Here is a 23646-nt window from a genome sequence, read left to right as displayed (position 1 = left end):
CAAAAATAAGGATAATACATGCTCAAAGGAAATCTAAAATTAACACGGTTGGCGCTTGGGACCGTCTTTTTTTTGGTCAGCTTAATCATTTATGGTTACTACACTTACTCTGCCATTCAAGGTGATGTAATGCGCAGCATTGACAATCGCTTAATAAATGCCGCCACCAGCGTAAAGTATATTTTAGGTAGTGATTACCACGACAAAACGTCGCAAGAAATTAGCTTTGCAAGCTATCAAAATAAGGCCGAACAGCTTTCTGCTTTAGCCAATGATTTAAATATAGATTATTTATATTCAATGATATTAATTGATGAAAATATTTATTTTACTGCCTCCAGTTACACCCAAGATGATCAAAATAACGGTAAAGTTACCCAGTATTTAGATCTTTACCCAGAAGCGACGCCAATTAATATGGCGGCATTTTTATCAACGGCCCCTATTTTTGAAGTGTCAACGGCGCATCGTGGTCATTCTAAAACGGTGTATATTCCTCATATAGCAAAAAATGGCAGAACCTATTTAACTGCAGCTGATATTAGCGTCGATAAAATCAATACGGCTTTAATAACACGTTTGAATCAAGCCCTGCTTCATTTTAGTTGCGTACTGTTCATATTGTTACTGGTTTATATTCTTTATTGTTTTGGGGTACGCCGCTCACTAATGAGGGATCATGCTACGGGGTTTGAAAATCATATTGCCTTGGAAAAGCAGCTAAAAAAAAGTAATGAGCATCATCTACAAATCGCGATTATTTTGGTTAACGAAATTGATAGTATCAGTCGCTTTTTTGGCACAAAAACAGCCGATGAAGTGATGAAAAAACTACTTAGTCACTTTAAGCAGCAAAACCGTCTGCAATCACGTATTTATCGTATTGCGACCAACAAGCTGGCCATTTTAACCAGTAAAGAAACACCTTTTGATGAGCTTTACAGCATTATTCAATCCCATAATAAAAATACACCTTTTATTACAGACCCATTTATTTATATTACACTCAACGCTGGAGTCGCAAGAGGGAATAAGTCATTACTGCTTAAGAATGCCCACATTGCTTTGCTACAATCAAGGCAAGGTGTTCAACCCATAGTAAACTACTCAGAAGCGATTAACGACGCTAAATCTCTGTATTTATACAATGTAGAAATAGCAAAGGAAATTCGTGAAGCGTTTGATGCCCATCGCGTTGTTCCTTATTTTCAACCTGTTATAGATACCAATACCAATGCCATTATTAGGTATGACTGCTCACCAAGAATAGTGACCTCACATGGGGAGATTTTAACCCCTGATACCTTTTCTAATGCAGTAAATAGGCTGCGTATGGATGGGATGTTAACACGTACCTTATTTACTCAATGCATTTCGCGCTTTCGCAAATCAGCAATCAGCTGGGGGTTAACTGTATGCGCTGAAAATATTGCAGATCCCACTATTTATGATCACATAGCGTATGAGCTTCATCGCTACCCCAACCCTGAAAACATTACTATTTCAATATTAGAGTCGCAGGTCATTACACACTACTATGAAATAAAATCATTTATTGCGATGGTGAAAAGTAAAGGGGCAAAAATCGTGATGCATTGTTGGGGTAATGAGTTTATTAATACGCTCAATACGTTAAAGATTGAGGTAGATGGCATTAAACTCGATGGTGCGATCACCAAGCAACTGGTAAATGATGAAAATACGTCGCTATTTATCGCCTATATTGCTGATATAGCCCAGCAGCTTGAACTTGAATTGGTTGTTGAGGCGGTAGAAAACAACACGGTTGCCGAGCTACTCAATAAACTAAATGTGACGCTGATGCAAGGTAGTTACCTTGGTAAACCAACGCCACATGTGACTCACTTTAAGCAACAATTGGCTATTTAAGATTTATAACAAGCCGGTGGCTTTGCTGGCCACTGGCCCAGTACTTACGTTCAAAAGGGGTAATTGCTTCGTCTGACTCAAACAATTCGGTTTCACATGGATGCCCCGCTAATTCAAGCGCTCTGGCAAACTCTTTAACATAAATATCCCAATTACTGCGCACCTCAAGTAAACCACCTAACTTTACAATAAACGGGAATATAGCCGCCCCATGCCAGCGCCTTTGTATGTGTTTAGACTTAGGCCAAGGGTTAGGGTAAAGCAAATAGTGATGCGTAGGCTGCCAATTAGCAGCCACCGCTAAACGCCAAAAGTCATTTAAGTCAGCTTGCACTAAAATGTATTGACCACTTTCACTTTGTTTATATTCAACATCATGCTTATCAAGTCGATGAGATGACTTATCAATACCTATGACTAACGCTTCAGGATGACGTTTTGCTAAATTAGCGGTGCTCTCTCCGACCCCACAACAGGAGTCTAAAATAAGCGGCCCATTAAAGGCTTGCACTTTAGCATTAACTTCATCAAATGCGGTTTGCGTATGCGTTGCAATTGGCTTTTTAAACTCAGCCTGTAAGTGTTTATTAACTATTTCATCAAGCTTTTCATGAAGTCCCGCTTGATTAGATACAATACTACGTGAATTTGCATCGCTCATTAGTGTCTTAGCCCCACACCTTTTTTAATTAGCGTCAGTGCTAAAGTAAATAGGACGCTGATAAACACCAACAACACACCCATTGCGACCGATAAATCTACATCCGAAACACCTAAAAACCCATATCTAAATGCGTTAACCATATAAATAATTGGGTTTATTTGCGACACCATTTGCCAAAAATCAGGCAGTAAAGTGATTGAATAAAACACCCCGCCTAAATAGGTCAACGGCGTTAAAATAAAGGTCGGAATAATACTTATGTCATCAAAGCTGTTTGCATAAATAGCGTTAATTAATCCACCCAAGGCAAACACCGCCGAGGTGAGAATAACAGTGGCTATAATCACAAAAATATTATGTATTTGTATATCTACAAAAAATAAAGAAACGCACGTTACGATAAAACCAACCATAATGCCACGGGTCATACCTCCGCCCATATAACCCAGTACAATGATGTAATTAGGCACAGGTGCAACTAATAACTCTTCAATACTTTTTTGAAACTTAGTTGAGTAAAAGCTAGAGGCAACATTTGAATAAGAGTTAGTTATAACTGACATCATAATAAGGCCAGGGACAATAAACTCCATATAGCTAAAACCGCCCATGTCACCAATACGCGAGCCAATTAGGTTACCAAAAATAACAAAATATAAACTCATCGTGATCGCTGGCGGTACTAAGGTTTGCACCCAAATACGCAAAAAGCGAATGCACTCTTTAATCCAAATACTTTTTAAGGCTACGCCATATTTAAACATTTATTCGCCCCGCCCTTGCTCTAATAAACCTACAAATAATTCTTCTAATCGATTCGCTTTGTTTCGCATGCTCAGCACGGTATTACCTTGTTCAGTCAATGCTGTAAACACCGCGTTTAATCCTTGAGATTTGGCCACTTCAACTTCAATGGTGTGGTCATCCCCCATAGTAAATTTGTATCCATCTAGCGTTACGGGTTTAGACGGTTGTTTTAAATCCAATACAAAGGTTTCTTTGTCTAATTTAGCAAGCAGGGCTTTAATCGTGGTGTTTTCAACAATTCGCCCGGTATCAATAATGGCGATGTTTTTACAAAGCAGTTCAGCTTCTTCAAGGTAGTGGGTTGTTAAAATAATGGTCACACCTTGTTCGTTAATTTGCCTTAAAAAGTCCCACATTGAACGGCGAAGCTCTATATCAACCCCCGCTGTCGGCTCATCTAAAATAAGTAATTTGGGCTCATGCATTAAGGCACGTGCAATCATTAAACGGCGTTTCATACCACCAGATAAGGTACGCGCTTGCTTATCTTTTTTCTCGATTAATCCAAGCTGCGCTAAGTATTTATCTGCACGTTTATGTGCTTCGCCGCGCGGTACACCGTAGTAACCTGCTTGATTAACGAGTATTTGGCTCAGCGTTTCAAACTGACTAAAGTTAAACTCTTGTGGTACTAGGCCTAAATTCGCTTTAGCCGCCTCAAGGTCGGTATCAATATCGTGACCAAATACTTCAACTTTGCCTTTGGTCTTATTAACCAGTGAAGAAATTACCCCAATAGTGGTTGATTTACCCGCCCCATTCGGGCCAAGTAATGCAAAAAAGTCACCTTCGTGAACTTGTAAATCAACCCCTTTTACTGCCTCTACCCCATTTTTGTAAACCTTGGTAAGGCCTTCAATATTTAAAGCAATATTTTGCTTATTCATTTCTTACCCTCACCATAACCCCAACGCTTTGTGAGATTATGTTCAATATTTAAATGATCTAAAATTCGCGCCACCATAAAGTCAACCAAGTCTTCTATGCTTTGCGGTTGATGATAAAACCCAGGTGCTGCAGGCATAATTGTTACACCTAAACGCGATAATTTAAGCATGTTTTCTAAATGAATTTCGCTAAATGGCGTTTCGCGTGGCACTAAAATAAGCTGGCCTCGCTCCTTTATCACCACATCGGCGGCGCGCTCTAATAAATTATCTGATGCGCCGACTGCAATGGCAGACACAGAGCCTGCGCTACATGGACATACTACCATTTTTTTCGGCGCTGCAGAGCCCGAAGCTACCGGACTAAACCAATTATCTTTACCAAATACCTTTAACTGCCCAGGTTTTGCGTTATATAACAGGCTTAATTGCTCTGTGGCCTTGTCTTCATTTGCTGATAGTTTAACATTTGATTCGGTATCAAAGACTACCCGCGCGGCACTTGAAATAAGCACATACACTTGAAACTGCTGCTCAAGCAACACCTCTAATAACCTTAGTCCGTAAGGCGCGCCTGATGCACCACTAAATGCTAAGGTGATTTTATCTTTAAATTGCACATTATTCTCCGCTGTATTTATTGGCCAAGCCATCAACAAGTTGTTGATGAAGGCCATTAAAACCACCATTACTCATAATTAAAACATGTTGATTTGGCTCAATACTTTCAAGCACTGTTTCGATAATGGCGATTGTAGAATCAAAACACTGCATACCGGCTTTTTCTGCTTGCTCCTTAAGCGACCAGCTTAAGTTTTCTGGTTCAAACAGTAGCACCTCATCCGCATCGCGTAATGAGTCTAGCAATGTAAATTGATGAACTCCCATTTTCATGGTGTTAGAGCGCGGCTCTAAAATCGCAATAATTTTGTCATTGCCCACTTTGGCGCGCAGCCCCGCAAGCGTTGTTTGTATCGCGGTAGGATGATGGGCAAAATCATCATACACTTTAATGTTATTTATATCCGCTTTAAGCTCCATACGCCTTTTTGGGCTGATAAATTCGCCTAAAGCCGCAATACTGTGCTCAATAGCTATTCCTACATGGCGCGCTGCTGCAATGGCCATCATGGCATTTTTAACGTTATGCTCACCAATTGCCTGCCAGTTAACTACACCTTGCAGTTGCGTGTTTAATAACACATTAAATTGAGAACCATCTGCTTTAAGTAGCTGATAATCCCAATCATCGCCTAATGTTTCGCTCTCGCTCCACAGCCCTTTTGCTATAACATCGCTCAGAGCCTCATCATCTTTTGGCCACAATACTTTCCCGCTTTGCGGTAGTGTACGTATCAAATGGTGAAATTGTTTTTTAATCGCATTTAAATCTTCAAAAATATCAGCATGATCAAATTCAAGATTGTTTAAAATGAGTGTTCGCGGTAAATAATGAACAAACTTACTACGTTTATCGAAAAAGGCGGTGTCGTATTCATCGGCTTCTATTACAAAAAATGGCGTTTGCCCAACCCGAGCCGAAAGACCAAAATTTTGCACGATCCCGCCAATTAAAAAGCCTGGTTTTAAACCTGCATATTCTAATATCCATGCCAGCATACTGGCAGTCGTTGTTTTACCATGGGTTCCTGCCACCGCCAGCACCCATGATTTTTGTAGTAAATTATGCTTAAGCCACTCTGGGCCTGAGGTATAAGGCAAGCCTTTATCTAATACATATTCAACACACGGATTCCCTCGGCTCATAGCATTACCTATGACGACGATGTCGGGTGCCGGTTCTAGTTGAGATACATCATAGCCTTGGGTTAGCTCGATTCCCAACTCTTCTAATTGGGTACTCATTGGTGGGTAAACGTTTTGATCAGACCCGGTAACGCGATGACCTAATGATTTAGCTATAGCGGCAATACCACCCATAAATGTGCCACAAATACCCAAAATATGTATATGCATTTACTATCCTTTCATCCTGCGCGGAATGTGCTCTAAGGCGAACTTTAATGGCGCTATAATGCCAAAATTTAGATCAAGTTACCATCAGGGTCTGTTGAGCTTTCTAGGTAAATTTGCAGCAGATGTTTGGTATTTCAACAAGACAGCGCCGATGCGATGTTTGGCGCAAATAAAAAAGCCTCCCACGGTGGGAGGCTTTTAAAGATTAATGGCTTATAGCATTAAAAAGAATATTAAGCCGATGCCTAATAACAAACGATAAATAACAAATGGCAGCATACCCATTCGTTCAATCACTTTTAAAAACATAAAAATACAGGCATAAGCTGATAAAAACGACAGCACTACACCCAACAATAAAGCAGTCCAATCAACAATATGATCGCCAAGCGCTAGCTCTGCTGTGTAATAAAGGCCCATCATTGAAATAATAGGAATAGCCAGCAAAAACGAAAAACGGGCTGCACTTTGCTTATTCATACCCAGCATTAAACCCGCGGTCATGGTAATACCTGAGCGAGAAGTCCCTGGGATCATCGCAACGGCTTGCGCAAAGCCAATGATGAGTGCGGTTTTCCAGTTAAGCTGATAAATTGTTTTTATTTGCTTACCTTTAGCATCGGCGTACCACAACAACAAACCAAATACGATGGTTGTGGTTGCAATCACCCATGCACTGCGCAAATACAGTTCAACAAAATCTTTTAGCAATAGCCCTAAAATAGCGGCAGGCACAGTACCTAAAATTATCCACCAGCCTAGTTTGCTGTCATCTGTTGTACCTTGTGCACCAAACGATTTAAACCAAGCACCGAGTATATCGGCCACTTCTTTACGAAAATAAATAACAACAGCTATTAACGTTCCTACATGAACGGCAACATCAAATGCCAAGCCTTGATCTTCCCAGCCTAAAATTTGCGACGGTAAAATTAAGTGTGCAGAACTCGATATAGGTAAAAATTCAGTAAATCCCTGAATTAGGGCTAAAACAATTATTTCTATAATACTCATGGGTTAGAAAACTCCACCTTCCATAGTTTTTGTTGAGGGTTGTTATATGCATTCCATATTTGGGCAATCGTTTTTTTTGCTACAGGGTGATAAAAATCAGGAGCCACCTCTGCTAAAGGCTGTAATACAAAGGCATTTTTGGTAATTTCGTCACGTGGTAGTTGAGCTGGGCTCTCGCAAATGACATCATCGTAAAAGAGTAAATCGAGATCCAAGGTGCGCGGGCTAAATTTTTTATCATTTGCTTTGCGACCATTATCGCGCTCTATTTGTTTTAATAACGCACACACATCTTCAAGCGCCATTTCGGTAGTGGCAGCGAGTACGGAGTTGTAAAAGTTATTACCGGCAAAACCCACCGCTTCACTTTCAAATACCGAAGAATGTTGTGTATTTTTAAAGTGTTTATTTAACGCCACTAAAGCACGCCTGATATGCTCTGCTTTATTAATATTTGACCCTAAACTAATAAATATTTGCGCCATTTAAGCCGTAGCCTTGTTACGCGTTATTTCTACACCGACGGTTTGCGCTTGTGCAACTGCAGCGGGCTTACTTACTTTTATTGTCACTTGTGGGGTATTAAATTCGGTTAAAATGATTTGCGCTAATTGCTCCACCAGTGTTTCTAAAAGCTCTACCGGTTTAGCCGTACTGTGTTCGATAACACGCTCACTTACCTTAGCGTAATCCAGTGCCAAGTTAATATCGTCGTTTTGCGCTGCGGGCTTGATGTCGCTTAACATTTCAATATCAAAGTACAGGCTTTGTTTACTTTTCTTTTCAAAATCATACACCCCGATAATCGTTTCGACATGCAATTGTGATATAAATACCTTGTCCATTGATACTCCAAATGACTGTAACAAGTCACTGAGTTAATTACATATTGTATCAATCAAATTAATACTGTATATACTTTAATCAGTGTTTAAATATACTAAAATTACTTCTACAATAGAATCGTTACAAAATTGCGAGTAATTTAAGAAGCCCGTAAATTTTGACGCCAATAATAGCTTAAAAGTAATGATTAAAAAATAAGGAAGCGCGTGTTAGTCATTTTAATGTTTGTTTTAGCCTATTTGCTCGGCTCGATTTCATCGGCCATTTTAGTGTCGCGGCTATTCAAACTCCCCGATCCACGCACGCATGGCTCCAATAATCCAGGTGCAACCAATGTTTACCGCTTAGGCGGGTCACTTCCTGCATGCTTAGTTTTAGTCTTCGATATTTTAAAGGGCACAATCCCTGTTTGGGGCGCTTATTTTTTAAAACTCGAGCCATTAGAGCTTGGTTTAATCGCCGTTGCTGCATGCCTAGGGCATATGTACCCGTTATTCTTTAGTTTTAAGGGCGGTAAGGCGGTTGCAACTGCATTTGGCTCGTTACTACCGATAGGGCTTTCTTTAGGAGGGTTATTGATTGGTACTTGGTTGCTGATTGTCGCGATTACTCGTTACTCATCACTTGCCGCGTTAGTGGCCGTTACGCTAGCCCCTTTATACACATGGTGGATAAAACCGTTATACACCTTACCGGTGACCTTTATTACGCTACTGATCATTATTAGGCATCGCACTAATATTGTGCGTTTATTTAAAGGGGAAGAACCAAAAGTAGGGACTAAACAAGCCCCTACAGATGATAAGAAGTAATAACTAACCTGAATTCTGGTTAACTATATTGCTTCTAAGCTATCGATTGGCCAGCGCGGTTTAGTTTTCATATCAAGCGTAGCAAACTGCCCCGCTTTTAAACGCTGCATACCGGCATACGCTATCATTGCACCATTGTCAGTACAAAACTCAGTACGAGGGTAAAACACTTCGCCCTTCATACCTTGCATCACACGCTCTAATTGCAAACGTAATTGCGTATTAGCACTTACGCCACCGGCTATTACTAAGCGCTTAATACCGGTTTGTTTTAATGCGCGCTTACACTTAATTACTAAAGTATCAATAACGGCCGTTTGAAATGCATGAGCAATATCTGCTTTTGTTTGCTCATCACTGTCGTTTTCACGAATAGCAATTGAAGCGGCGGTTTTTAGACCACTAAAGCTAAAATCTAAGCCAGGTTTGTCTGTCATTGGACGCGGAAAAACAAATCGCTTAGCAACACCTTGTTCAGCCATTTTAGCCAAACGAGGGCCACCTGGATAATCAAGCCCAAGTAACTTGGCTGTTTTATCAAATGCTTCACCAGCAGCATCATCTACCGACTCACCCAATACTTCGTATTGACCAATACCAGCAACTTTTACCATCATGGTATGACCGCCAGAAACCAGTAAGGCAATAAATGGGAACTCGGGGACGTTTTCCTCAAGCATTGGCGCTAATAGATGCCCTTCCATATGGTGCACTGCAACCGCTGGGATATCCCAGCCATATGCTAAAGAGCGACCAATTGAGGTACCTACTAACAAAGCCCCTACTAAACCTGGCCCTGCCGTATAAGCAATACCATCTAAATCTTCAGGCCCACAACCCGCTTGCGCAAATGCCTCATCAATAAGCGGCAATGTTTTACGTACGTGATCGCGCGAGGCAAGTTCAGGTACTACACCACCATAGTCTGCATGTACTTTTACTTGGCTATATAATTGATGGGCTAGCAGCCCTTTTTCGTCATCATAAATAGCAATACCAGTTTCATCGCATGACGATTCAATGCCTAAAATTCGCATTGTTAATTCTCCTGCCACCTAACAAGGTGTTTAAAACAAATAAATTACAGTGCTAAACCAATGTTTGTTTGGCCATCAGCAAGGACATGCTTTTTCAATGCTTTCACATTTTCAGCAGTGATACGCCCCATTGCTTCTACAAAATCAATTAGTTCACCTAATACCTCTATTTCGTATTGCATCAGTGGGTGTTCACGCACCGCTTTGTTATCGGCAACATCACCTTCAACCGTCATTTGGTACTCAATAAAGCGAGCTACGGTGGCCTGTGATATTTTACTCACATTAACAAACTCTTGCTCATCTTGTGCTAAAAGGCCATGCATTAAACTCAGTAATGAGGTGGCAGCATCGATTGCAGGATAGGTACCAAACATATCAAAATCGGCAAGTTCAGGAACATTAGGTTCTATTTTTTCAACTTGCTTTTCTAAATCAATTTTACTTTTAGGAAGGAGTATTTTTTCCCAACATACATTTAAAGCATTGCGTAAAATAACCTCATCGCCAAAGCCGGTAGCCTCACTAAATAGCCCATAATTAGGCAACATACGCTCTATTAACGCACTGGCCAATACCGCTTTTTGTAAATAATTTAACTCTCTAATACGCTGAAAATTATTCGCTTTTGTCATTCTTTAAGGTCCCACATGACCAACAAAAATCAAATGTTGATCCATTATGCTCATTACAGTTAGGGCACACCCAATCTGGAGCGGATTGTTTTACTTGCTGATAGTTTACCAATATTTCACGTGCATGGCGCTCTTTTATCGCATAAACCTGCACACTTACTTGTGTTTGTTCAAATGGGATCTCGCCCATTGCGCCTTGCAGTATTTCACCTTTTATTTGGCACTCAATTCCCGCATTAAGAATCAGTCCTTTTATTATATTGGCCTCTAAACTATTTTCTGCATTATAAAGCGTCACCCAATCAAATGATGTTACATTTGATTGGCTATTATTAGTATTTTGCAATATCCACCTCATTTACTTTATGTGTACAATAAGCCCGCGTAACCTAAAGCAAATAATATGATTTAAGGACACATTATGACGCTAACTACCCCAGGTTTACTTTTTCCAGCCATCTCATTGTTATTACTTGCCTATACAAACCGATTTTTAGTACTTGCGCAACTAATACGAGAATTGAATGCCCGTGAAGGTGAGTCTATTCGTCCTGTTGTAGTGGCGCAAATAACTAATCTTAGAAAGCGAATAAAACTAATAAGGACCATGCAAGTATACGGAGTGGCCTCTTTTTTATTATGTACGTTATCTATGTTCGCATTATTTATAGAATTTAATACCACGGGCATTATTTTATTTGGTGTCAGTTTAAGCTGCTTGAGCTTATCTTTGCTTACTTCATTATTTGAAATTCATATTTCTTGTGATGCCATAGAAATTGAATTACAAAACATTGAAAATAAGCCTTTAAGTAACCGAGTTAGTAAAAACTTTATTGAGCCTAATCCCAAAAGTAAAAACAGCAATTAACAAGCTGAGAGTTTAATAAAGCTGTTATAAAATTGCACAAATTAGGCTAATGATAAAACCCAACAGTTACTTAACATTACCCAAAGGTATAACAACATTTTGCAACTATTCTCTTTAAATACGATTAAAAGAAAGTTAATCTTAATAAGTAGTTAAAAACCTTATTTCAACTGATCTGTAGGGATATAAAGTCAGTATTAAATCTGTAATTCCCCTAGCTTACCTATAAAAAAGGACTATATAGTGAGATTTGAACAATTAGAACAGTTTGTAGCACTTGGCCTGCTTCGTCATTTTAGGCAAGCTGCTGAACAAACCCAAATTAGTACATCTGCATTAACCCGTAGCATTCAAACTCTTGAAACGGAGCTTGGCTACGAACTTGTCACCCGCTCTACTCGCTCGGTTAAGTTAACTCAAGCAGGCGAACTTTTCCTCGACTTTGCTAAAAATACGCTCAATGAGCTAGAACAAATAAAGCATCGCGCTTTTCAATCAATTAATGGCACAGAAGAAAAAAAATTAGTGATTGGCTACACCACAACAACCAGCAGCATAGTACCAATCACCTGCGGCGAATTTTTGAGTCAGTACCCGCATATTAAAATTGAAATGCAGCTGCAAAATAAAACTGAGCTTCATAGAAAACTGCTTCAAGGGGAAATTGACATTAGTGTATGCTCGCAAATAGTCAATAGCATTGGTAGCGATATACAATTACCTGATCAGCTTATTTTATTTTGTTCAAAACAACACCCTTTAGCAAATAAAAGCGATATTAGTAAAAAAGAGCTCGAAAGCTATCCAATGTTCAGTTGTTTTTCGCAGTCAAAACAAGTGCAATCAATGCTTAATGAAGTAATAGACTCGTTAAATAAAGTTTCAACTATTAAAGTAGGTAGTATTGAGCAGGTAATGGCTGGACTTGAAAAGTCAGATCATTTTGCTATTGCAGGTATTGAACACACCAGCTCTGTGGCAGAAAACCATAACTTAATCCAGCTTAAAACGAATAACGATATTAGCCATGAACAACTTGTGGTGCAAACAAGCCAGCAGATAGAGGCAGGTGAGCATGTTGACCACCTACTCTCGCTAATTAAGAAAGTTTCAAGAGCATAAAAAATGACTCCATGCGTTTTATAACAACTATAAATTAGTGGCATTAAAGTTTTTTTTCACTACACTAACGCTCCCTTATATTATGACTAGCGTTAATGAATAACTTTACAGCTGCTAAAATTTACCTAGAGCACATTGAAACGCATGGCTATGCCATTATTGAAAACGCCATTGATAGTGACTTAATATCAGAGTTGATGGCTGATTGCTATAGAATAAATCCTCACTTTAGCCTTGCCGGTATTGGACGATTAAACAATTTACAAATTGATGATTCCGTTCGTAAAGATAAAACCTACTGGTTTGATGGCAGCTCAAATGCACAGCTTAGCTATCAACAAATAATGGAAGCTGTTCGCACTACCCTTAATCGTAACTTTTTCATGGGCTTGTTTGATTATGAATGTCACTATGCAAAATACACGCAGGGTGATTTTTACAAAAAACATGTAGATGCGTTCAAAGGTCGTTCAAATCGAGTTTTTACTACCGTATTGTATTTAAACTCTCCTAAGAAAGGCGGGGAGCTGGTTATTTACAAGCCTAAAAGTAAAGACATAGAAGTGGTTATAAAACCCACTGCAGGCACTTTGGTATTATTTGAAAGCGAATGCTTTGTGCATGAAGTACTTCCGGCTTTTGATAACCGCTATTCGATTGCTGGTTGGTTCAGAAAAAATGCGTCAATTAGTGGTATTATCGACCCACCCCGTTAAGAAAAAACGGGGTAAGAAAATAATAAGCCTATAAATACAGTAAGTCCCACATAATGATTATTCAAAAACGCTTTAAAACAGGCATCTCGTTGACGTAAATGAATCAAACGCTGTTGATACAATAATAAAGCCGCAGCAACCGCTAACCCTAACCAAAAGCTTGCTCCAACTTGGCTAATAAAGCCGATCAATGTCATTAATACTAAGAATATAACGTTAAGCAACCCTATAATATGGCGATCGTAACTGGCGAATAAAATAGCGGTTGATTTAACCCCTATTTTTAAATCATCATCTCTATCAACCATGGCATACATAGTGTCATAAGCCACCGTCCAGCAAATATTAGCGACAAATAATAGCCAAGCTTGCACAGGCAATGAGTTTGTTGATGCCATAAATGCCATAGGAATTGCCCAACCAAAAGCAGCCCCTAATACAACCTGTGGAAGTTGTGTGTAACGTTTCATAAAGGGATAACAAAACGCGAGCCCAAGCGCCCCAAACGATAACAAGATAGTATTGGTATTTAGCATTATTACTAAAATAAAAGCGATACTAACCAGCAGCAAAAACAAACTAACTGCTTCCCCACTACTCACAGCCCCAGTTGCTAAAGGGCGCTGACAGGTTCGTTTTACTGAGCCATCTATTTTCCTGTCAGCAAAATCATTGATAACGCATCCTGCGCTACGCATAACTATTACCCCAAGGGTAAACACAATGAAGTTTGTTAGGCTTGGTATCCCTTCATTTGCTATCCACAGCGCCCAATAAGTTGGCCAAAGTAATAATAAGGTGCCTATGGGCTTATCTATTCGCATTAACTGAACGTAATACGGTACATGGTTTACCGATAAAGGGGCTAGTTTCATGAGTATAAATAGGCTCCTGGTAAAAAAACTTCACAAACTAAAAATTTGTAGTCATGCAAAGAGAACACGCTTCGTCGCCCTAATAATATGTGTATGGGTAAATTAAGTTCGCTCACCAATGATTGCAATGAGTGGTTATCATCAAAGCGAGCAATTTCAATATCAGCGCGCTTTAACGCAGGGTCTTGAAATATGACATCACCCAACGGACGTTCACCCATATTATGCAGCTGATTATTTGTATTGTTGTTTGATATTGGCAACCAGCTTTGAGCATATACAACCGGTTTGTCATCACACAACAATAAAACCTCACGGTTAAGTACGGTGTTCACCTCATTACTTAATAAAGCTTGCTGAGGTTGCGAGAGGTTAACTTTTTGCTCGCTTAGCACCTTTACAGCAAAACGCTGTGACTGGCTTTTTAATTTAGCCGTTAAAGAATGCGGTTCAAATAGCCACTCTTGCTCAGCGCTAGATAAGCCACAGACTTGAGAAGTACTCTGCCAATCAGCAGATAAAGAAAGAGGAAACGTAATCACAATAGCTCTACTTGATAAAAATCAGCAAGATCATAACATTGCTAAGAGATTTGAAAAAGCGCGATTTACTCACTACCAAGCACACCCTGTTATTATAAAAAGCTAATCAACATTTGACTCTCGCTATTGCCTATCCCAAACTTGAGTACAGAGTGCCTTTACATAACTCAACAAATAACAGCATCTTGCTGTATCTTATTTACTAATAAGTATAAACTATTTGTAACCAGTTTACGGAAACGCTTTTGAAATGAAAAAAACAGTATTTACAGGCCTTTTTATTCTTCTAGTCAGCTTAACTAGCTTATCAGCACGTGCTGAGTCTACTGTCGGTTATTTTGGGTTTGAGCCAGATATTATTACCAACTACATTGGCCCATCGAGTAAAAAAATGGGCTATGTACGTGTCACTGTTGATTTAATGCTTAATAAAACATCAGATATTGCAATCGTGGAACACCACACGCCGTTACTTCGTGATGCGTTAGTAGAGATTTTATCTAAAGAGCCTGAAAACAAAATAAAGTCTTTAACAGGACGCGAGCAAATACGCCTTAAAAGCGCAGAAAAACTAAAAAGCCTTCTTAAAGAAGAAACAGGGCATGAGATCATCCGTGATCTCTTATTTACTAAATATTTATATCATTAGGCACTTTTTGTTTTAAAAAACTGAGCGGTATAGGCAAAAGCCATACCGCTAACGAGCCCACCTAAGTGTGCCCAATTAGCCATTCCAACAAATAATACATCTGCAAAACCAAGTACTAACCATACCAGCATAAATCCAACAATTGCAGTTGTAACCAGTGCAGGCTGTTTAGGGTTAAGGGTGCTGTAAATCCAACAAAAGCCTAACAACCCATATACAACACCGCTAAGCCCACCAAAGTTAGGCCCGACCATTAAGTACTGTGCCCAATTACTTATTAAAGCGGTAACTAAAAAAAGTCCGATTAGACTCGACTTACCACATTGCTTTTCAATATTGTCACCCAGTGAAACCCACCAGATTAAGTTAAATACAATATGCATGGCGCTAAAATGCACAATAGCCGGGGTTAACCAAGTAAGTGGTGACGCAGGGTTAAACTGCAACGCCATGTAAATAGGTTCAAACGCACCAAATAAAAAGGCAATATAAACAACAATACTCAGTATGCTAACACTTTGATTAAGCCAACTTAAGGCTTTAAACCGCGCGACTAAATTAAGCGACTGGCCTTGATATTTTAATGGTGATTGCGTGCTGCCTACTTGCCATGACGCTTGTTGATAACGTTCATGGTTAGGGTTTTTAGCAAATTCATTCCACAAAGGTTGAACCGCATGAAAGTCCTCAGGTGCCACACTAATGACAAGCGTATGGCCATCCTCAGTACGAATTTGCCCGCTAAACCCTTGGCTTTTTAAGTAATCTATAAAGCCCTGTGCAGCGCGAGGATTAGTTAAGCTGCCTAGCTCTATCATCGTGATACTTTATCCTTGTAAGCGGCTTCCCATGCAGTAAAACCGCCATCCATACTGTAAACATCTTCAAAGCCTTGCTCTACTAAGTAGCTGGCAGCGCCTTGTGAGCTCATACCGTGATAACAGACAATAATAATCGGCTGGTCAAACTCTTTTTCCATCATAAATTGGGCAATGTTCGCATTAGATAATGCCTCTGAACCCGGAATATGACCCGCTTGATAAGAATTAGGATCGCGAATATCAGCAATCACTACATCTTCTTTATCGAGTAGTTCAAGGGTTTGTGCGATTGATATATGTTTAAATGCCATAGTACTCTCTTATAATTACAAAAAAGGCGACAAATGCCGCCTTTAATTCTCTTAACAAGGGGTAATTAATCCCAGTTAAGAATTACTTTACCCGATTGGCCTGAAATCATCATATCAAAGCCAGCTTGGAAGTCATCTATTGAATACTGATGAGTAATAATTGGTTTTAAATCAAGCCCTGATTGAATCAAACTGGCCATTTTGTACCAAGTTTCAAACATCTCACGACCGTAAATACCTTTGATCACTAAGCCTTTAAAAATAACTTGATTCCAATCGACCGCCATATCTGAAGGTGGAATTCCCAACATGGCAATTTTGCCGCCATGATTCATGTTATTTAGCATGGCATTAAATGCACTCGGAACACCTGACATCTCTAAGCCAATATCAAAGCCTTCGGTCATACCTAGATCTTTAGCTACATCTTCAAGCTTTTCATTTGCAACGTTTACAGCACGCGTTGCGCCCATTTTACGCGCTAAGTCTAGGCGGTATTCATTTACGTCGGTAATAACCACATGGCGTGCACCCACATGCTTAGCCACAGCTGCAGCCATAATACCAATTGGGCCAGCACCGGTGATCAAGACATCTTCACCGACTAAATCGAACGATAAAGCCGTGTGTACTGCATTGCCAAATGGGTCAAAAATAGAGGCAAGTTCATCGCTAATATTATCTGGGATTTTAAACGCATTAAATGCAGGAATCACTAAATACTCTGCAAATGCGCCTTCGCGGTTTACACCGACCCCTGTTGTATTACGACATAAGTGAACGCGCCCAGCACGACAGTTACGACAATGGCCACAGGTTATATGACCTTCACCTGATACACGGTCGCCAACTTCGAAACCGCGAACTTCTTGTCCCATGTCAATTACTTCACCCACGTATTCGTGGCCAACCACCATAGGCGTCGGAATGGTATTTTGTGCCCACTCATCCCACTTATAAATATGCACATCGGTGCCACAAATAGCCGTTTTACGAATCTTAATTAACAGATCGTTATGACCCACTTCAGGCTTTGGTGCATCTGTCATCCAAATACCTGGCTCTGCTTTTAACTTTGATAATGCTTTCATAATTCACACTCAATTAAAAAATCGCGACTTTAGCCGCGATTTAACAAGAAAATTAAATAACACCAATCTCTTTACCAATACGGGTAAATGCTGCAATGGCTGTATCAAGCTGTTCTTTGCTGTGCGCTGCAGAGATTTGGGTACGAATACGCGCCTGCCCTTTTGGTACAACAGGGAATGAAAAGCCGGTTACATAAATCCCTTCAGCCAATAACTTATCAGCCATAAGTGACGCTACTTTGGCGTCTCCTAGCATCACAGGAATAATCGCATGATCTTTACCTGCACAGGTAAAACCAGCCGCTTCCATTTGCTCACGGAAGTATTTAGCATTTGACCATAGCTTAGCGCGAAGCTCACCGCCATTTTCAAGCATTTCTAACACTTTAATTGACGCCGTTACAATTGAAGGCGCTAACGAATTTGAGAATAAGTAAGGACGAGAACGCTGACGTAACCATTCAACAATTTCTTTTTTACCTGAGGTATAACCACCCGAGGCTCCACCTAGTGCTTTACCTAAGGTACCAGTAATAATATCAACACGATCAAGCACGTTGCAGTACTCAGGTGTACCTTTACCGTTTTCGCCAACAAAACCAACTGCATGTGAGTCATCAACCATAACAAGTGCATCGTATTTATCAGCTAAGTCGCATACGGCTTCTAAGTTACAAATAACGCCATCCATTGAGAATACGCCATCGGTTGCAATTAATTTAGTTTTAGCACCGGCTTCATCGGCTGCAATTAATTGCTTTTCTAAATCAGCCATATCGTTATTTGCATAACGGAAACGTTTCGCTTTACATAAACGTACGCCATCAATAATAGAAGCATGGTTTAATGAATCAGAAATAATCGCATCGTCTGCACCTAATATGGTTTCAAACAACCCCGTATTGGCATCAAAACACGATGAGTACAAAATGGTGTCTTCAGTTTCTAAAAATTGACTGATTTTTTTCTCGAGCGTTTTATGAATATCTTGTGTACCACAAATGAAACGCACAGACGCCACACCAAACCCATGGTCATCTAAGCCTTGTTGCGCTGCTTTAATAAGCTCTGGGCTGTTAGCTAAACCTAAGTAGTTGTTAGCACAAAAATTAATAACTTTTTCGCCTGATGCCACTTCAATTTGAGCTTGCTGCTGCGAAGTGATAACACGTTCATTCTTGTACAAACCTTCCGCTTTAACGTCTTCGATTTGCTGTTGTAATTGGCTAAAAAAAGCAGATGCTCTCATCTGTGATCTCCATTTGGTTGAACGGGTTAAACAGCAGACGTGTTGCTGCTATTTATAATGCAGGTATTGTAAAAGTTTAAGCGCCAAATTGCACTGTTTGTCATTCGTCGCAAATTGCCTAACTGGCAGGAAAAGCTGCCAGTTTACAGGCTTGAGGTGTGTACTACGTTAGATCAGCAAACAAAGCCGGAAGGTCGTTGATTGAGTCACAAACATAGTCAGCAAAATTTACAGCTTTGTCATCAAATTTTTGCCCTGAACGTACCAGTACTTTGGTACGCACATTAGCGCTAATGGCAGCATGCATGTCACCTAATTTGTCACCCACCATCACACTAAGTGCAGGATCGATATGATGATCTTTTATTCCTTGAAGTAACATGCCAGGCGCTGGTTTTCTGCAATCGCACTCTTTTAAATAATCTGGTAATGCGTTTTTAGGATGATGAGGACAAAAATAAACGTCCGTAATTTCAATTTGATGAGCGCTAAACTGCGCTTTCATCCACTCGCTAAGCGCTAAAAATTCGCTCTCAGAATAATAACCACGGCCAATGCCTGACTGATTAGTCACTATAATTATTTTATAGCCCGCATCATAAAACGCTTTGCATGTTGAAAACACACCGTCTATAAATTCAAACTCTTCGCTTTTAAACACATAACCATGGTCAACATTTACTACGCCATCTCGATCTAAAAAAAGCGCCTTGTTAGTGTTTTCTTGATTCATAACAGTGACTCTTTTTTAACAACATGATCAAACATTTGTTTTACTGCATCGGTGGTTATTTGACTCATTAAATCATCGCCTTTAACACGAGTACCCCAAGGCAATTGCTCGGCGGTTTTACCTGTTTGCTTTACTAAGTTTTGATGGTAAACCTCAACCACGTAGTCTTGGTATAAATAAGGCCCCGTACGCGCTGGGTTTGAATGCGCATATAAGCCAATAACCGGTGTGCCCACAGTCACCGCCATATGAGCTGGGCCTGTGTCAGGTGCCAGTACTAAGTCTGCACGCTTAAGTACGCACAATAATTCTTTGAGTTTTGTTTTACCCACCAAGTTCAGAATGGGTGAATCAGAGTGTTTAATGATGTTATTTGCTAAATTAATTTCCAGTTCAGTCGGTCCACCAGTTAATATTATTTTAAACCCCTGTGTATGTGCATAATCCGCAAGCGCAGCATAGCGATCGGCTAACCAGTTACGCTGTGCTTTACTTGCTGCTGGCGAAATAACAAATAGCTTATTTGATAAATAATCGTCACCTAACAGCTCATCAGCTTTAGCTTGATCTTTGTTGGTAAAGGGCATATTCCATACAGGGACATAATCATCAACACCAATCGCTTGGGCAAAGCCTTTAAATCCCTCTAAAACATGCGCCTGGGATTGGGCTTTAATGCGTTTATTAATAAATAAACTGTGTAGCTCTTTTGAACGAGCCCAGTCAAAACCAATTTTAACTTTGGCAGGAATACAGCGAGCAACAAAACCTGCTCTTAAAGCCACTTGCATATTAAGCAGTACGTCAAAACACTGCCCTTTAAAGGTTTGCTTTAACTGTTTCAGTGCCGCTTTACCTTGTTTTTTATCAAATACAACAAGCTCAACGCCAGGCAAATCTGCTAACAGCATCGCCTCGACCTTCCCTATCACCCATGTAATTTTGGCATTTGGGTGTGCTTTTTGAATAGCTTGTACCGCACTTACTGCATGGCATACATCACCAATAGCAGAAAGACGTAAAATACAAATTGAAGTGTAAGTAGGCGCTGAAGTCACACGTATCCTTGGGCATAATATAATAAAACCCGATCTTAAATTATAATCGCGTCATTGCAAGTACTTATCCTTAGCCTGAAAACACGTTAATATGTGCACATATTAAAGCGAATCCTATGAGCTATGTTTAATCAACACATCAAAAATAACCATGTCATTTTAAGCCATCCTCAATATAGCACGCAGATATCGCTAGATTGGTTTAGCCCCGACTTTTGGCAGCAACAGCAAAAAATTGTTGGCGCTAAAAAGGGACGTGCAACCGCATGGTTTTTTAAACACACAGATTTAACGGCTGTGTTGCGCCATTATTGGCGTGGCGGCCTGATAGGAAAGCTACTCAGTGATCAGTATTTGTACTGGGGGCTTGAACATACCCGTGTTTATAAAGAGTTTAGCTTGATGACACAATTAATAGAGCTAGGTTTAAATGTACCAAAACCTATTGCCGCTAAAGTGAGCCGCCATGGTTTTATTTACCGAGGTGATATTATTACTGAAGCAGTTAGCGGCGCTAAAAGCGTATTAGATATACTGATTGAACGCGCATTGAATGATATTGAAATAAAAAAAATAGCCAGCACAATTGCGTTATTTCATAATAAAGGGGTTTATCACGCTGATTTAAATATTAATAATATTTTATTTGATGACAGTGGCAACGTTTTTATTATCGATTTTGACCGCGGCGAAATAAAAACACCCGATAAAAAATGGCAACAAAGCAACATGTCTCGCCTACAGCGCTCATTTTTAAAAGAGCAAAGCCGCAATAGCAGCTTTCATTGGCAAGAAAACGATTGGCAAAGTTTAAATAAACACTACCATAATGGGTTAACCTAATAAAAACTAGTTTGCTAACGCTAAGTATTGCTCTGTTACTCTATCGGCACACACCTTTTCTAAAATAGCTGCGTTGGTTACATTTGGGTTATCTGCGAGCACTTGCTTAACTGCGAGCGCTAGGAGCTCACCTTGGCCAATAGGTACTAGATATTTACTTAGTTCACCCGTAAGTATTTCACTTGGACCATGAGGGCACTCAGTACTGACAGCAGGCGTACCTACTGCTAAAGCCTCGACTAGCACATTACCAAACCCTTCAAAGTCTGAACTTAACAATAAAGCCTTTGCCTGCTTTATCCAGTTATATGGGTTTTGTACAAATCCCGGAACAATAAGCTGATTTTCAATACCATATTCTTTGGCTAACTTTAATGCCTTTTCTTTTTTGTTACATAACAGCACTAATTTGTATTTTTTATCTAACTTGGCAAATGCAGAAAATAAAATATCATGGCGTTTTTGTTTAGCTAAACGTCCCACATGAATAAGATAGGGAGAATCGGGTATATTTGTATTCACCTCATTAGCTTTATCATTGATTGTTTTAAAATTGAATGGATTATAAATAGTGGTAATAGCACTTGGGGTTATTAAGCTGCCTTGTTGTATTTCTTCTTCAACCCCTTTGGACACGCAGATCAGTGATTTACCATTAAGATTTTGTTTACTCTTTTTAAGATATAAGTATGAAAGTGGGCCTAGTTTTTTTTGCCTAGCGAGCTCTGCATTAACTGAGTTATGAACAACAAAATGGGTATTTTTTATTTTACTCTGCGCTAATAAGTTATTACTACGATCTAAATTAGAAAGTACTATATCAATAGACCCAAGTTGCCGTAACTTTTGCTCAAACCATGTCTCTAACACTCTGATATTCTTTTTTATCTGCCAAAATCGATCTACTTTTGTTGCTCGACCTGAAAATAAACTTTCAACGTTCAAAGTGGTTGGAATGTCATATTCAATATTTTGCGCCAATGACAAGATAGTCACATTGTGGTCTTTTAATACCATCTCTTGCGCTAATGTAAGCATTACCTTTTCAGCGCCACCACCAACAAGAGAGTCAATTACAATGACAATATTCATAGCTTATTCCCCTGCAACAGTACTTTTACACCATTCGTTATAACATCAAAGCTATGTACATTTTCTAACAACATATATTGGCTGAGTGTATTGTTATAATTTGGCTCAGTAAGTAGCTCTTGCACTTTTTGAGTGATGTCTAAAATATCAAGCTCAGCTTGTTTAACAACGCCAGTGGCTGCACAACGTGCGACTCGATCACTCTGATCTTTTGAAATAGCACAAGCAATGGTTGGGGTTTGCAAAGCAATAGCTTGTAGTAAAGTATCACCCGCGCTCAGTAATGCAATTTTAGCCTGACTGAGTAAGGCTAAAAATTCAGTTCCCTCTTGGCTTGGCAAACAAATTAACTCATTGGTTTTAGGTAGCGACTTAGTGTAATTAGGGCCAAATACCACCACGCCTTTCAAGCCTGTTTGTTTAGCAATAACAAGCCCTGCTTGAAAATATATATCTGCGCAATTTACGCCATTAACTGTATGACCACCAGAGCCCGCGTTAACAATAAAGAATTCTTTTTCTTTCAAGTGATAACGGTTTAGTGCATCGCATTTTTGTTGCGCTGATGCAAATACTGTAAATGGCCCAACATTAGCAGGATAGGCCAAAGGCAACATGCTCAATTTTAGCTTTTCATACCACGAAAGAGGTTCAATACAGTAATCCGGTTGTACAACCCAATGAGTATCAATAAGACCAGTCCTATTAAGCTTTAAACCTTTTGCCCGCTTTTTTGCATGCTGCGAAATAAAAACAACTTTAGCACCCACTTTTTTTGCCGCTTTCATTTGCTCAGCGCGTCCTGCGCAATCAAAAAGTACCGCATCTGGTTTGTATTGATCAATAAACTGACATACGTGCGTATTTTCTTTTGTTGCCGATTGGTTTAAGAGTAAGCTAGAAAACGGGCAGCTTTTAGCATAAGCCGTATGCTTATTTAAGATAAAATGAATATCTAACTGCTTGCCATACTCAGCCTTTAAAGTTTGAGCCAGCTGTAATGAGCGCATATATTCACCAATACCTTCTGGTGATGACACAGGAATAAATAAAAGTCGTTTTTTGCTCATTACAATCTCACTGGCTTATTTGACCTGCAGTATA

28 protein-coding genes are annotated in these 23646 nt (G+C 39.6%); 7 read left to right on the top strand and 21 right to left on the bottom strand.

Annotation, left to right across the window (positions count from 1 at the left end):
* Nucleotides 1-18 precede the first annotated feature (18 nt).
* Entirely contained in the window at nt 19-1890 is a 1872-nt protein-coding gene (locus AAGD16_RS03915; protein WP_377113754.1) for a GGDEF domain-containing protein, read from the top strand.
* Here AAGD16_RS03915 and AAGD16_RS03910 read toward each other — a convergent pair.
* The 8 genes from AAGD16_RS03910 to folB form a co-directional block, all read right to left on the bottom strand.
* The gene (locus AAGD16_RS03910; protein ID WP_058154275.1) at nt 1883-2551 is read right to left on the bottom strand and encodes a tRNA (guanosine(46)-N(7))-methyltransferase TrmB; all 669 of its coding nucleotides are present in this window, start codon (nt 2549-2551) and stop codon (nt 1883-1885) included. The two genes, AAGD16_RS03915 and AAGD16_RS03910, sit on opposite strands and share 8 nt — an antisense overlap.
* On the bottom strand, nt 2551-3318 hold the full coding sequence (locus AAGD16_RS03905) for an ABC transporter permease (protein WP_008466038.1): 768 nt from the start codon (nt 3316-3318) through the stop codon (nt 2551-2553). Before AAGD16_RS03905 ends, AAGD16_RS03910 begins: the two co-directional genes overlap by 1 nt.
* Nucleotides 3319-4248, bottom strand: coding sequence for an ABC transporter ATP-binding protein (locus tag AAGD16_RS03900; RefSeq protein WP_013464297.1), 930 nt, complete (start codon nt 4246-4248; stop codon nt 3319-3321).
* Entirely contained in the window at nt 4245-4868 is a 624-nt protein-coding gene (locus AAGD16_RS03895) for a flavin prenyltransferase UbiX (RefSeq protein WP_024601858.1), read from the bottom strand. The genes AAGD16_RS03900 and AAGD16_RS03895 overlap by 4 nt, the downstream gene beginning before the upstream one ends.
* A gap of 1 nt (nt 4869) precedes the next feature.
* On the bottom strand, nt 4870-6225 hold the full coding sequence (mpl, locus tag AAGD16_RS03890) for a UDP-N-acetylmuramate:L-alanyl-gamma-D-glutamyl-meso-diaminopimelate ligase (RefSeq protein ID WP_368485399.1): 1356 nt from the start codon (nt 6223-6225) through the stop codon (nt 4870-4872).
* Between the two features lie 213 nt (nt 6226-6438).
* Nucleotides 6439-7239, bottom strand: coding sequence for an undecaprenyl-diphosphate phosphatase (locus AAGD16_RS03885; RefSeq protein ID WP_024601856.1), 801 nt, complete (start codon nt 7237-7239; stop codon nt 6439-6441).
* Nucleotides 7236-7724 (bottom strand): 2-amino-4-hydroxy-6-hydroxymethyldihydropteridine diphosphokinase, encoded by a 489-nt coding sequence (gene folK / locus AAGD16_RS03880; protein WP_013464293.1) that lies wholly within the window; start codon nt 7722-7724, stop codon nt 7236-7238. The genes AAGD16_RS03885 and folK overlap by 4 nt, the downstream gene beginning before the upstream one ends.
* Nucleotides 7725-8084 carry a dihydroneopterin aldolase gene (folB, locus tag AAGD16_RS03875; protein WP_262976678.1) on the bottom strand — a complete coding sequence of 120 codons (360 nt, stop codon included), beginning with the start codon at nt 8082-8084 and terminating at the stop codon, nt 7725-7727.
* A gap of 207 nt (nt 8085-8291) precedes the next feature.
* Here folB and plsY point away from each other — a divergent pair, with 207 nt between their 5' ends.
* Nucleotides 8292-8897, top strand: a complete 606-nt coding sequence (gene plsY, locus AAGD16_RS03870) for a glycerol-3-phosphate 1-O-acyltransferase PlsY (RefSeq protein WP_008466051.1) — start codon at nt 8292-8294, stop codon at nt 8895-8897.
* A gap of 23 nt (nt 8898-8920) precedes the next feature.
* On the opposite strand, the gene tsaD is transcribed toward plsY, so the two are convergent.
* The 3 genes from tsaD to AAGD16_RS03855 are packed head-to-tail and all read right to left on the bottom strand — an operon-like array spanning nt 8921 to nt 10915.
* Complete coding sequence (gene tsaD, locus AAGD16_RS03865; RefSeq protein WP_013464291.1) at nt 8921-9934, bottom strand: tRNA (adenosine(37)-N6)-threonylcarbamoyltransferase complex transferase subunit TsaD; 1014 nt, start codon at nt 9932-9934, stop codon at nt 8921-8923.
* Nucleotides 9935-9978: 44 nt separating this feature from the next.
* Complete coding sequence (locus AAGD16_RS03860) at nt 9979-10569, bottom strand: YjaG family protein (protein ID WP_008115608.1); 591 nt, start codon at nt 10567-10569, stop codon at nt 9979-9981.
* Nucleotides 10553-10915, bottom strand: a complete 363-nt coding sequence (locus AAGD16_RS03855; RefSeq protein ID WP_008466062.1) for a DUF2007 domain-containing protein — start codon at nt 10913-10915, stop codon at nt 10553-10555. Before AAGD16_RS03855 ends, AAGD16_RS03860 begins: the two co-directional genes overlap by 17 nt.
* Before the next feature lie 75 nt (nt 10916-10990).
* Between AAGD16_RS03855 and AAGD16_RS03850 the strand changes: the two genes are divergently transcribed.
* The 3 genes from AAGD16_RS03850 to AAGD16_RS03840 all read left to right on the top strand — a co-directional run bounded on the left by AAGD16_RS03850 (nt 10991) and on the right by AAGD16_RS03840 (nt 13278).
* Nucleotides 10991-11440, top strand: a complete 450-nt coding sequence (locus AAGD16_RS03850) for a DUF2721 domain-containing protein (protein ID WP_008466063.1) — start codon at nt 10991-10993, stop codon at nt 11438-11440.
* A gap of 243 nt (nt 11441-11683) precedes the next feature.
* Nucleotides 11684-12562, top strand: coding sequence for a LysR family transcriptional regulator (locus tag AAGD16_RS03845; RefSeq protein ID WP_008468191.1), 879 nt, complete (start codon nt 11684-11686; stop codon nt 12560-12562).
* Nucleotides 12563-12657: 95 nt separating this feature from the next.
* On the top strand, nt 12658-13278 hold the full coding sequence (locus AAGD16_RS03840; RefSeq protein ID WP_013464290.1) for a 2OG-Fe(II) oxygenase: 621 nt from the start codon (nt 12658-12660) through the stop codon (nt 13276-13278).
* Here AAGD16_RS03840 and ubiA read toward each other — a convergent pair.
* Both ubiA and AAGD16_RS03830 read right to left on the bottom strand, forming a co-directional pair.
* On the bottom strand, nt 13275-14153 hold the full coding sequence (gene ubiA / locus AAGD16_RS03835) for a 4-hydroxybenzoate octaprenyltransferase (RefSeq protein ID WP_013464289.1): 879 nt from the start codon (nt 14151-14153) through the stop codon (nt 13275-13277). The genes AAGD16_RS03840 and ubiA overlap by 4 nt on opposite strands.
* Complete coding sequence (locus tag AAGD16_RS03830) at nt 14150-14695, bottom strand: chorismate lyase (RefSeq protein WP_013464288.1); 546 nt, start codon at nt 14693-14695, stop codon at nt 14150-14152. Before AAGD16_RS03830 ends, ubiA begins: the two co-directional genes overlap by 4 nt.
* A gap of 250 nt (nt 14696-14945) precedes the next feature.
* Between AAGD16_RS03830 and AAGD16_RS03825 the strand changes: the two genes are divergently transcribed.
* Nucleotides 14946-15344, top strand: a complete 399-nt coding sequence (locus AAGD16_RS03825) for a flagellar basal body-associated protein FliL (RefSeq protein ID WP_008468199.1) — start codon at nt 14946-14948, stop codon at nt 15342-15344.
* On the opposite strand, the gene glpG is transcribed toward AAGD16_RS03825, so the two are convergent.
* The 6 genes from glpG to AAGD16_RS03795 form a co-directional block, all read right to left on the bottom strand.
* The gene (glpG, locus tag AAGD16_RS03820) at nt 15341-16162 is read right to left on the bottom strand and encodes a rhomboid family intramembrane serine protease GlpG (protein ID WP_013464287.1); all 822 of its coding nucleotides are present in this window, start codon (nt 16160-16162) and stop codon (nt 15341-15343) included. The two genes, AAGD16_RS03825 and glpG, sit on opposite strands and share 4 nt — an antisense overlap.
* Nucleotides 16159-16476 carry a thiosulfate sulfurtransferase GlpE gene (glpE, locus tag AAGD16_RS03815; RefSeq protein WP_008468201.1) on the bottom strand — a complete coding sequence of 106 codons (318 nt, stop codon included), beginning with the start codon at nt 16474-16476 and terminating at the stop codon, nt 16159-16161. Before glpE ends, glpG begins: the two co-directional genes overlap by 4 nt.
* Nucleotides 16477-16541: 65 nt before the next feature.
* Entirely contained in the window at nt 16542-17567 is a 1026-nt protein-coding gene (tdh, locus tag AAGD16_RS03810) for an L-threonine 3-dehydrogenase (RefSeq protein WP_013464286.1), read from the bottom strand.
* A 52-nt stretch (nt 17568-17619) separates the two neighbouring features.
* Complete coding sequence (locus AAGD16_RS03805; protein ID WP_008468203.1) at nt 17620-18816, bottom strand: glycine C-acetyltransferase; 1197 nt, start codon at nt 18814-18816, stop codon at nt 17620-17622.
* A 163-nt stretch (nt 18817-18979) separates the two neighbouring features.
* On the bottom strand, nt 18980-19549 hold the full coding sequence (gmhB, locus tag AAGD16_RS03800; protein ID WP_368485397.1) for a D-glycero-beta-D-manno-heptose 1,7-bisphosphate 7-phosphatase: 570 nt from the start codon (nt 19547-19549) through the stop codon (nt 18980-18982).
* The gene (locus AAGD16_RS03795; protein ID WP_368485396.1) at nt 19546-20607 is read right to left on the bottom strand and encodes a glycosyltransferase family 9 protein; all 1062 of its coding nucleotides are present in this window, start codon (nt 20605-20607) and stop codon (nt 19546-19548) included. Before AAGD16_RS03795 ends, gmhB begins: the two co-directional genes overlap by 4 nt.
* Before the next feature lie 123 nt (nt 20608-20730).
* On the opposite strand from AAGD16_RS03795, the gene AAGD16_RS03790 reads away from it, so the two are divergent.
* Nucleotides 20731-21450, top strand: a complete 720-nt coding sequence (locus AAGD16_RS03790; RefSeq protein ID WP_090494215.1) for a 3-deoxy-D-manno-octulosonic acid kinase — start codon at nt 20731-20733, stop codon at nt 21448-21450.
* Nucleotides 21451-21456: 6 nt separating this feature from the next.
* On the opposite strand, the gene AAGD16_RS03785 is transcribed toward AAGD16_RS03790, so the two are convergent.
* Together AAGD16_RS03785 and AAGD16_RS03780 are read right to left on the bottom strand one after the other, a co-directional pair.
* The gene (locus AAGD16_RS03785) at nt 21457-22542 is read right to left on the bottom strand and encodes a glycosyltransferase (RefSeq protein ID WP_090494218.1); all 1086 of its coding nucleotides are present in this window, start codon (nt 22540-22542) and stop codon (nt 21457-21459) included.
* Nucleotides 22539-23612: a hypothetical protein gene (locus AAGD16_RS03780; RefSeq protein WP_036956742.1), complete on the bottom strand. Its 1074-nt coding sequence runs from the start codon at nt 23610-23612 to the stop codon at nt 22539-22541. Before AAGD16_RS03780 ends, AAGD16_RS03785 begins: the two co-directional genes overlap by 4 nt.
* Between the last annotated feature and the right edge of the window lie 34 nt (nt 23613-23646).

The organism is Pseudoalteromonas sp. M58 (genome assembly GCF_042604605.1).
GTDB lineage: Bacteria > Pseudomonadota > Gammaproteobacteria > Enterobacterales > Alteromonadaceae > Pseudoalteromonas > Pseudoalteromonas tetraodonis.
Note: the sequence above shows the minus strand (reverse complement) of the source record. Positions and strands in the feature narration are given on the sequence as shown.

Excerpts from the sequence above, each read along its gene's own strand:
- AAGD16_RS03915 (WP_377113754.1), top strand. The coding sequence starts at position 19 with ATGCTCAAAGGAAATCTAAAATTAACACGGTTGGCGCTTGGGACCGTC.
- AAGD16_RS03910 (WP_058154275.1), bottom strand. The coding sequence starts at position 2,551 with ATGAGCGATGCAAATTCACGTAGTATTGTATCTAATCAAGCGGGACTT.
- AAGD16_RS03905 (WP_008466038.1), bottom strand. The coding sequence starts at position 3,318 with ATGTTTAAATATGGCGTAGCCTTAAAAAGTATTTGGATTAAAGAGTGC.
- AAGD16_RS03900 (WP_013464297.1), bottom strand. The coding sequence starts at position 4,248 with ATGAATAAGCAAAATATTGCTTTAAATATTGAAGGCCTTACCAAGGTT.
- mpl (WP_368485399.1), bottom strand. The coding sequence starts at position 6,225 with ATGCATATACATATTTTGGGTATTTGTGGCACATTTATGGGTGGTATT.
- AAGD16_RS03885 (WP_024601856.1), bottom strand. The coding sequence starts at position 7,239 with ATGAGTATTATAGAAATAATTGTTTTAGCCCTAATTCAGGGATTTACT.
- folK (WP_013464293.1), bottom strand. The coding sequence starts at position 7,724 with ATGGCGCAAATATTTATTAGTTTAGGGTCAAATATTAATAAAGCAGAG.
- folB (WP_262976678.1), bottom strand. The coding sequence starts at position 8,084 with ATGGACAAGGTATTTATATCACAATTGCATGTCGAAACGATTATCGGG.
- tsaD (WP_013464291.1), bottom strand. The coding sequence starts at position 9,934 with ATGCGAATTTTAGGCATTGAATCGTCATGCGATGAAACTGGTATTGCT.
- AAGD16_RS03860 (WP_008115608.1), bottom strand. The coding sequence starts at position 10,569 with ATGACAAAAGCGAATAATTTTCAGCGTATTAGAGAGTTAAATTATTTA.
- AAGD16_RS03850 (WP_008466063.1), top strand. The coding sequence starts at position 10,991 with ATGACGCTAACTACCCCAGGTTTACTTTTTCCAGCCATCTCATTGTTA.
- AAGD16_RS03840 (WP_013464290.1), top strand. The coding sequence starts at position 12,658 with ATGAATAACTTTACAGCTGCTAAAATTTACCTAGAGCACATTGAAACG.
- ubiA (WP_013464289.1), bottom strand. The coding sequence starts at position 14,153 with ATGAAACTAGCCCCTTTATCGGTAAACCATGTACCGTATTACGTTCAG.
- AAGD16_RS03825 (WP_008468199.1), top strand. The coding sequence starts at position 14,946 with ATGAAAAAAACAGTATTTACAGGCCTTTTTATTCTTCTAGTCAGCTTA.
- glpG (WP_013464287.1), bottom strand. The coding sequence starts at position 16,162 with ATGATAGAGCTAGGCAGCTTAACTAATCCTCGCGCTGCACAGGGCTTT.
- glpE (WP_008468201.1), bottom strand. The coding sequence starts at position 16,476 with ATGGCATTTAAACATATATCAATCGCACAAACCCTTGAACTACTCGAT.
- tdh (WP_013464286.1), bottom strand. The coding sequence starts at position 17,567 with ATGAAAGCATTATCAAAGTTAAAAGCAGAGCCAGGTATTTGGATGACA.
- AAGD16_RS03805 (WP_008468203.1), bottom strand. The coding sequence starts at position 18,816 with ATGAGAGCATCTGCTTTTTTTAGCCAATTACAACAGCAAATCGAAGAC.
- gmhB (WP_368485397.1), bottom strand. The coding sequence starts at position 19,549 with ATGAATCAAGAAAACACTAACAAGGCGCTTTTTTTAGATCGAGATGGC.
- AAGD16_RS03790 (WP_090494215.1), top strand. The coding sequence starts at position 20,731 with ATGTTTAATCAACACATCAAAAATAACCATGTCATTTTAAGCCATCCT.
- AAGD16_RS03785 (WP_090494218.1), bottom strand. The coding sequence starts at position 22,542 with ATGAATATTGTCATTGTAATTGACTCTCTTGTTGGTGGTGGCGCTGAA.
- AAGD16_RS03780 (WP_036956742.1), bottom strand. The coding sequence starts at position 23,612 with ATGAGCAAAAAACGACTTTTATTTATTCCTGTGTCATCACCAGAAGGT.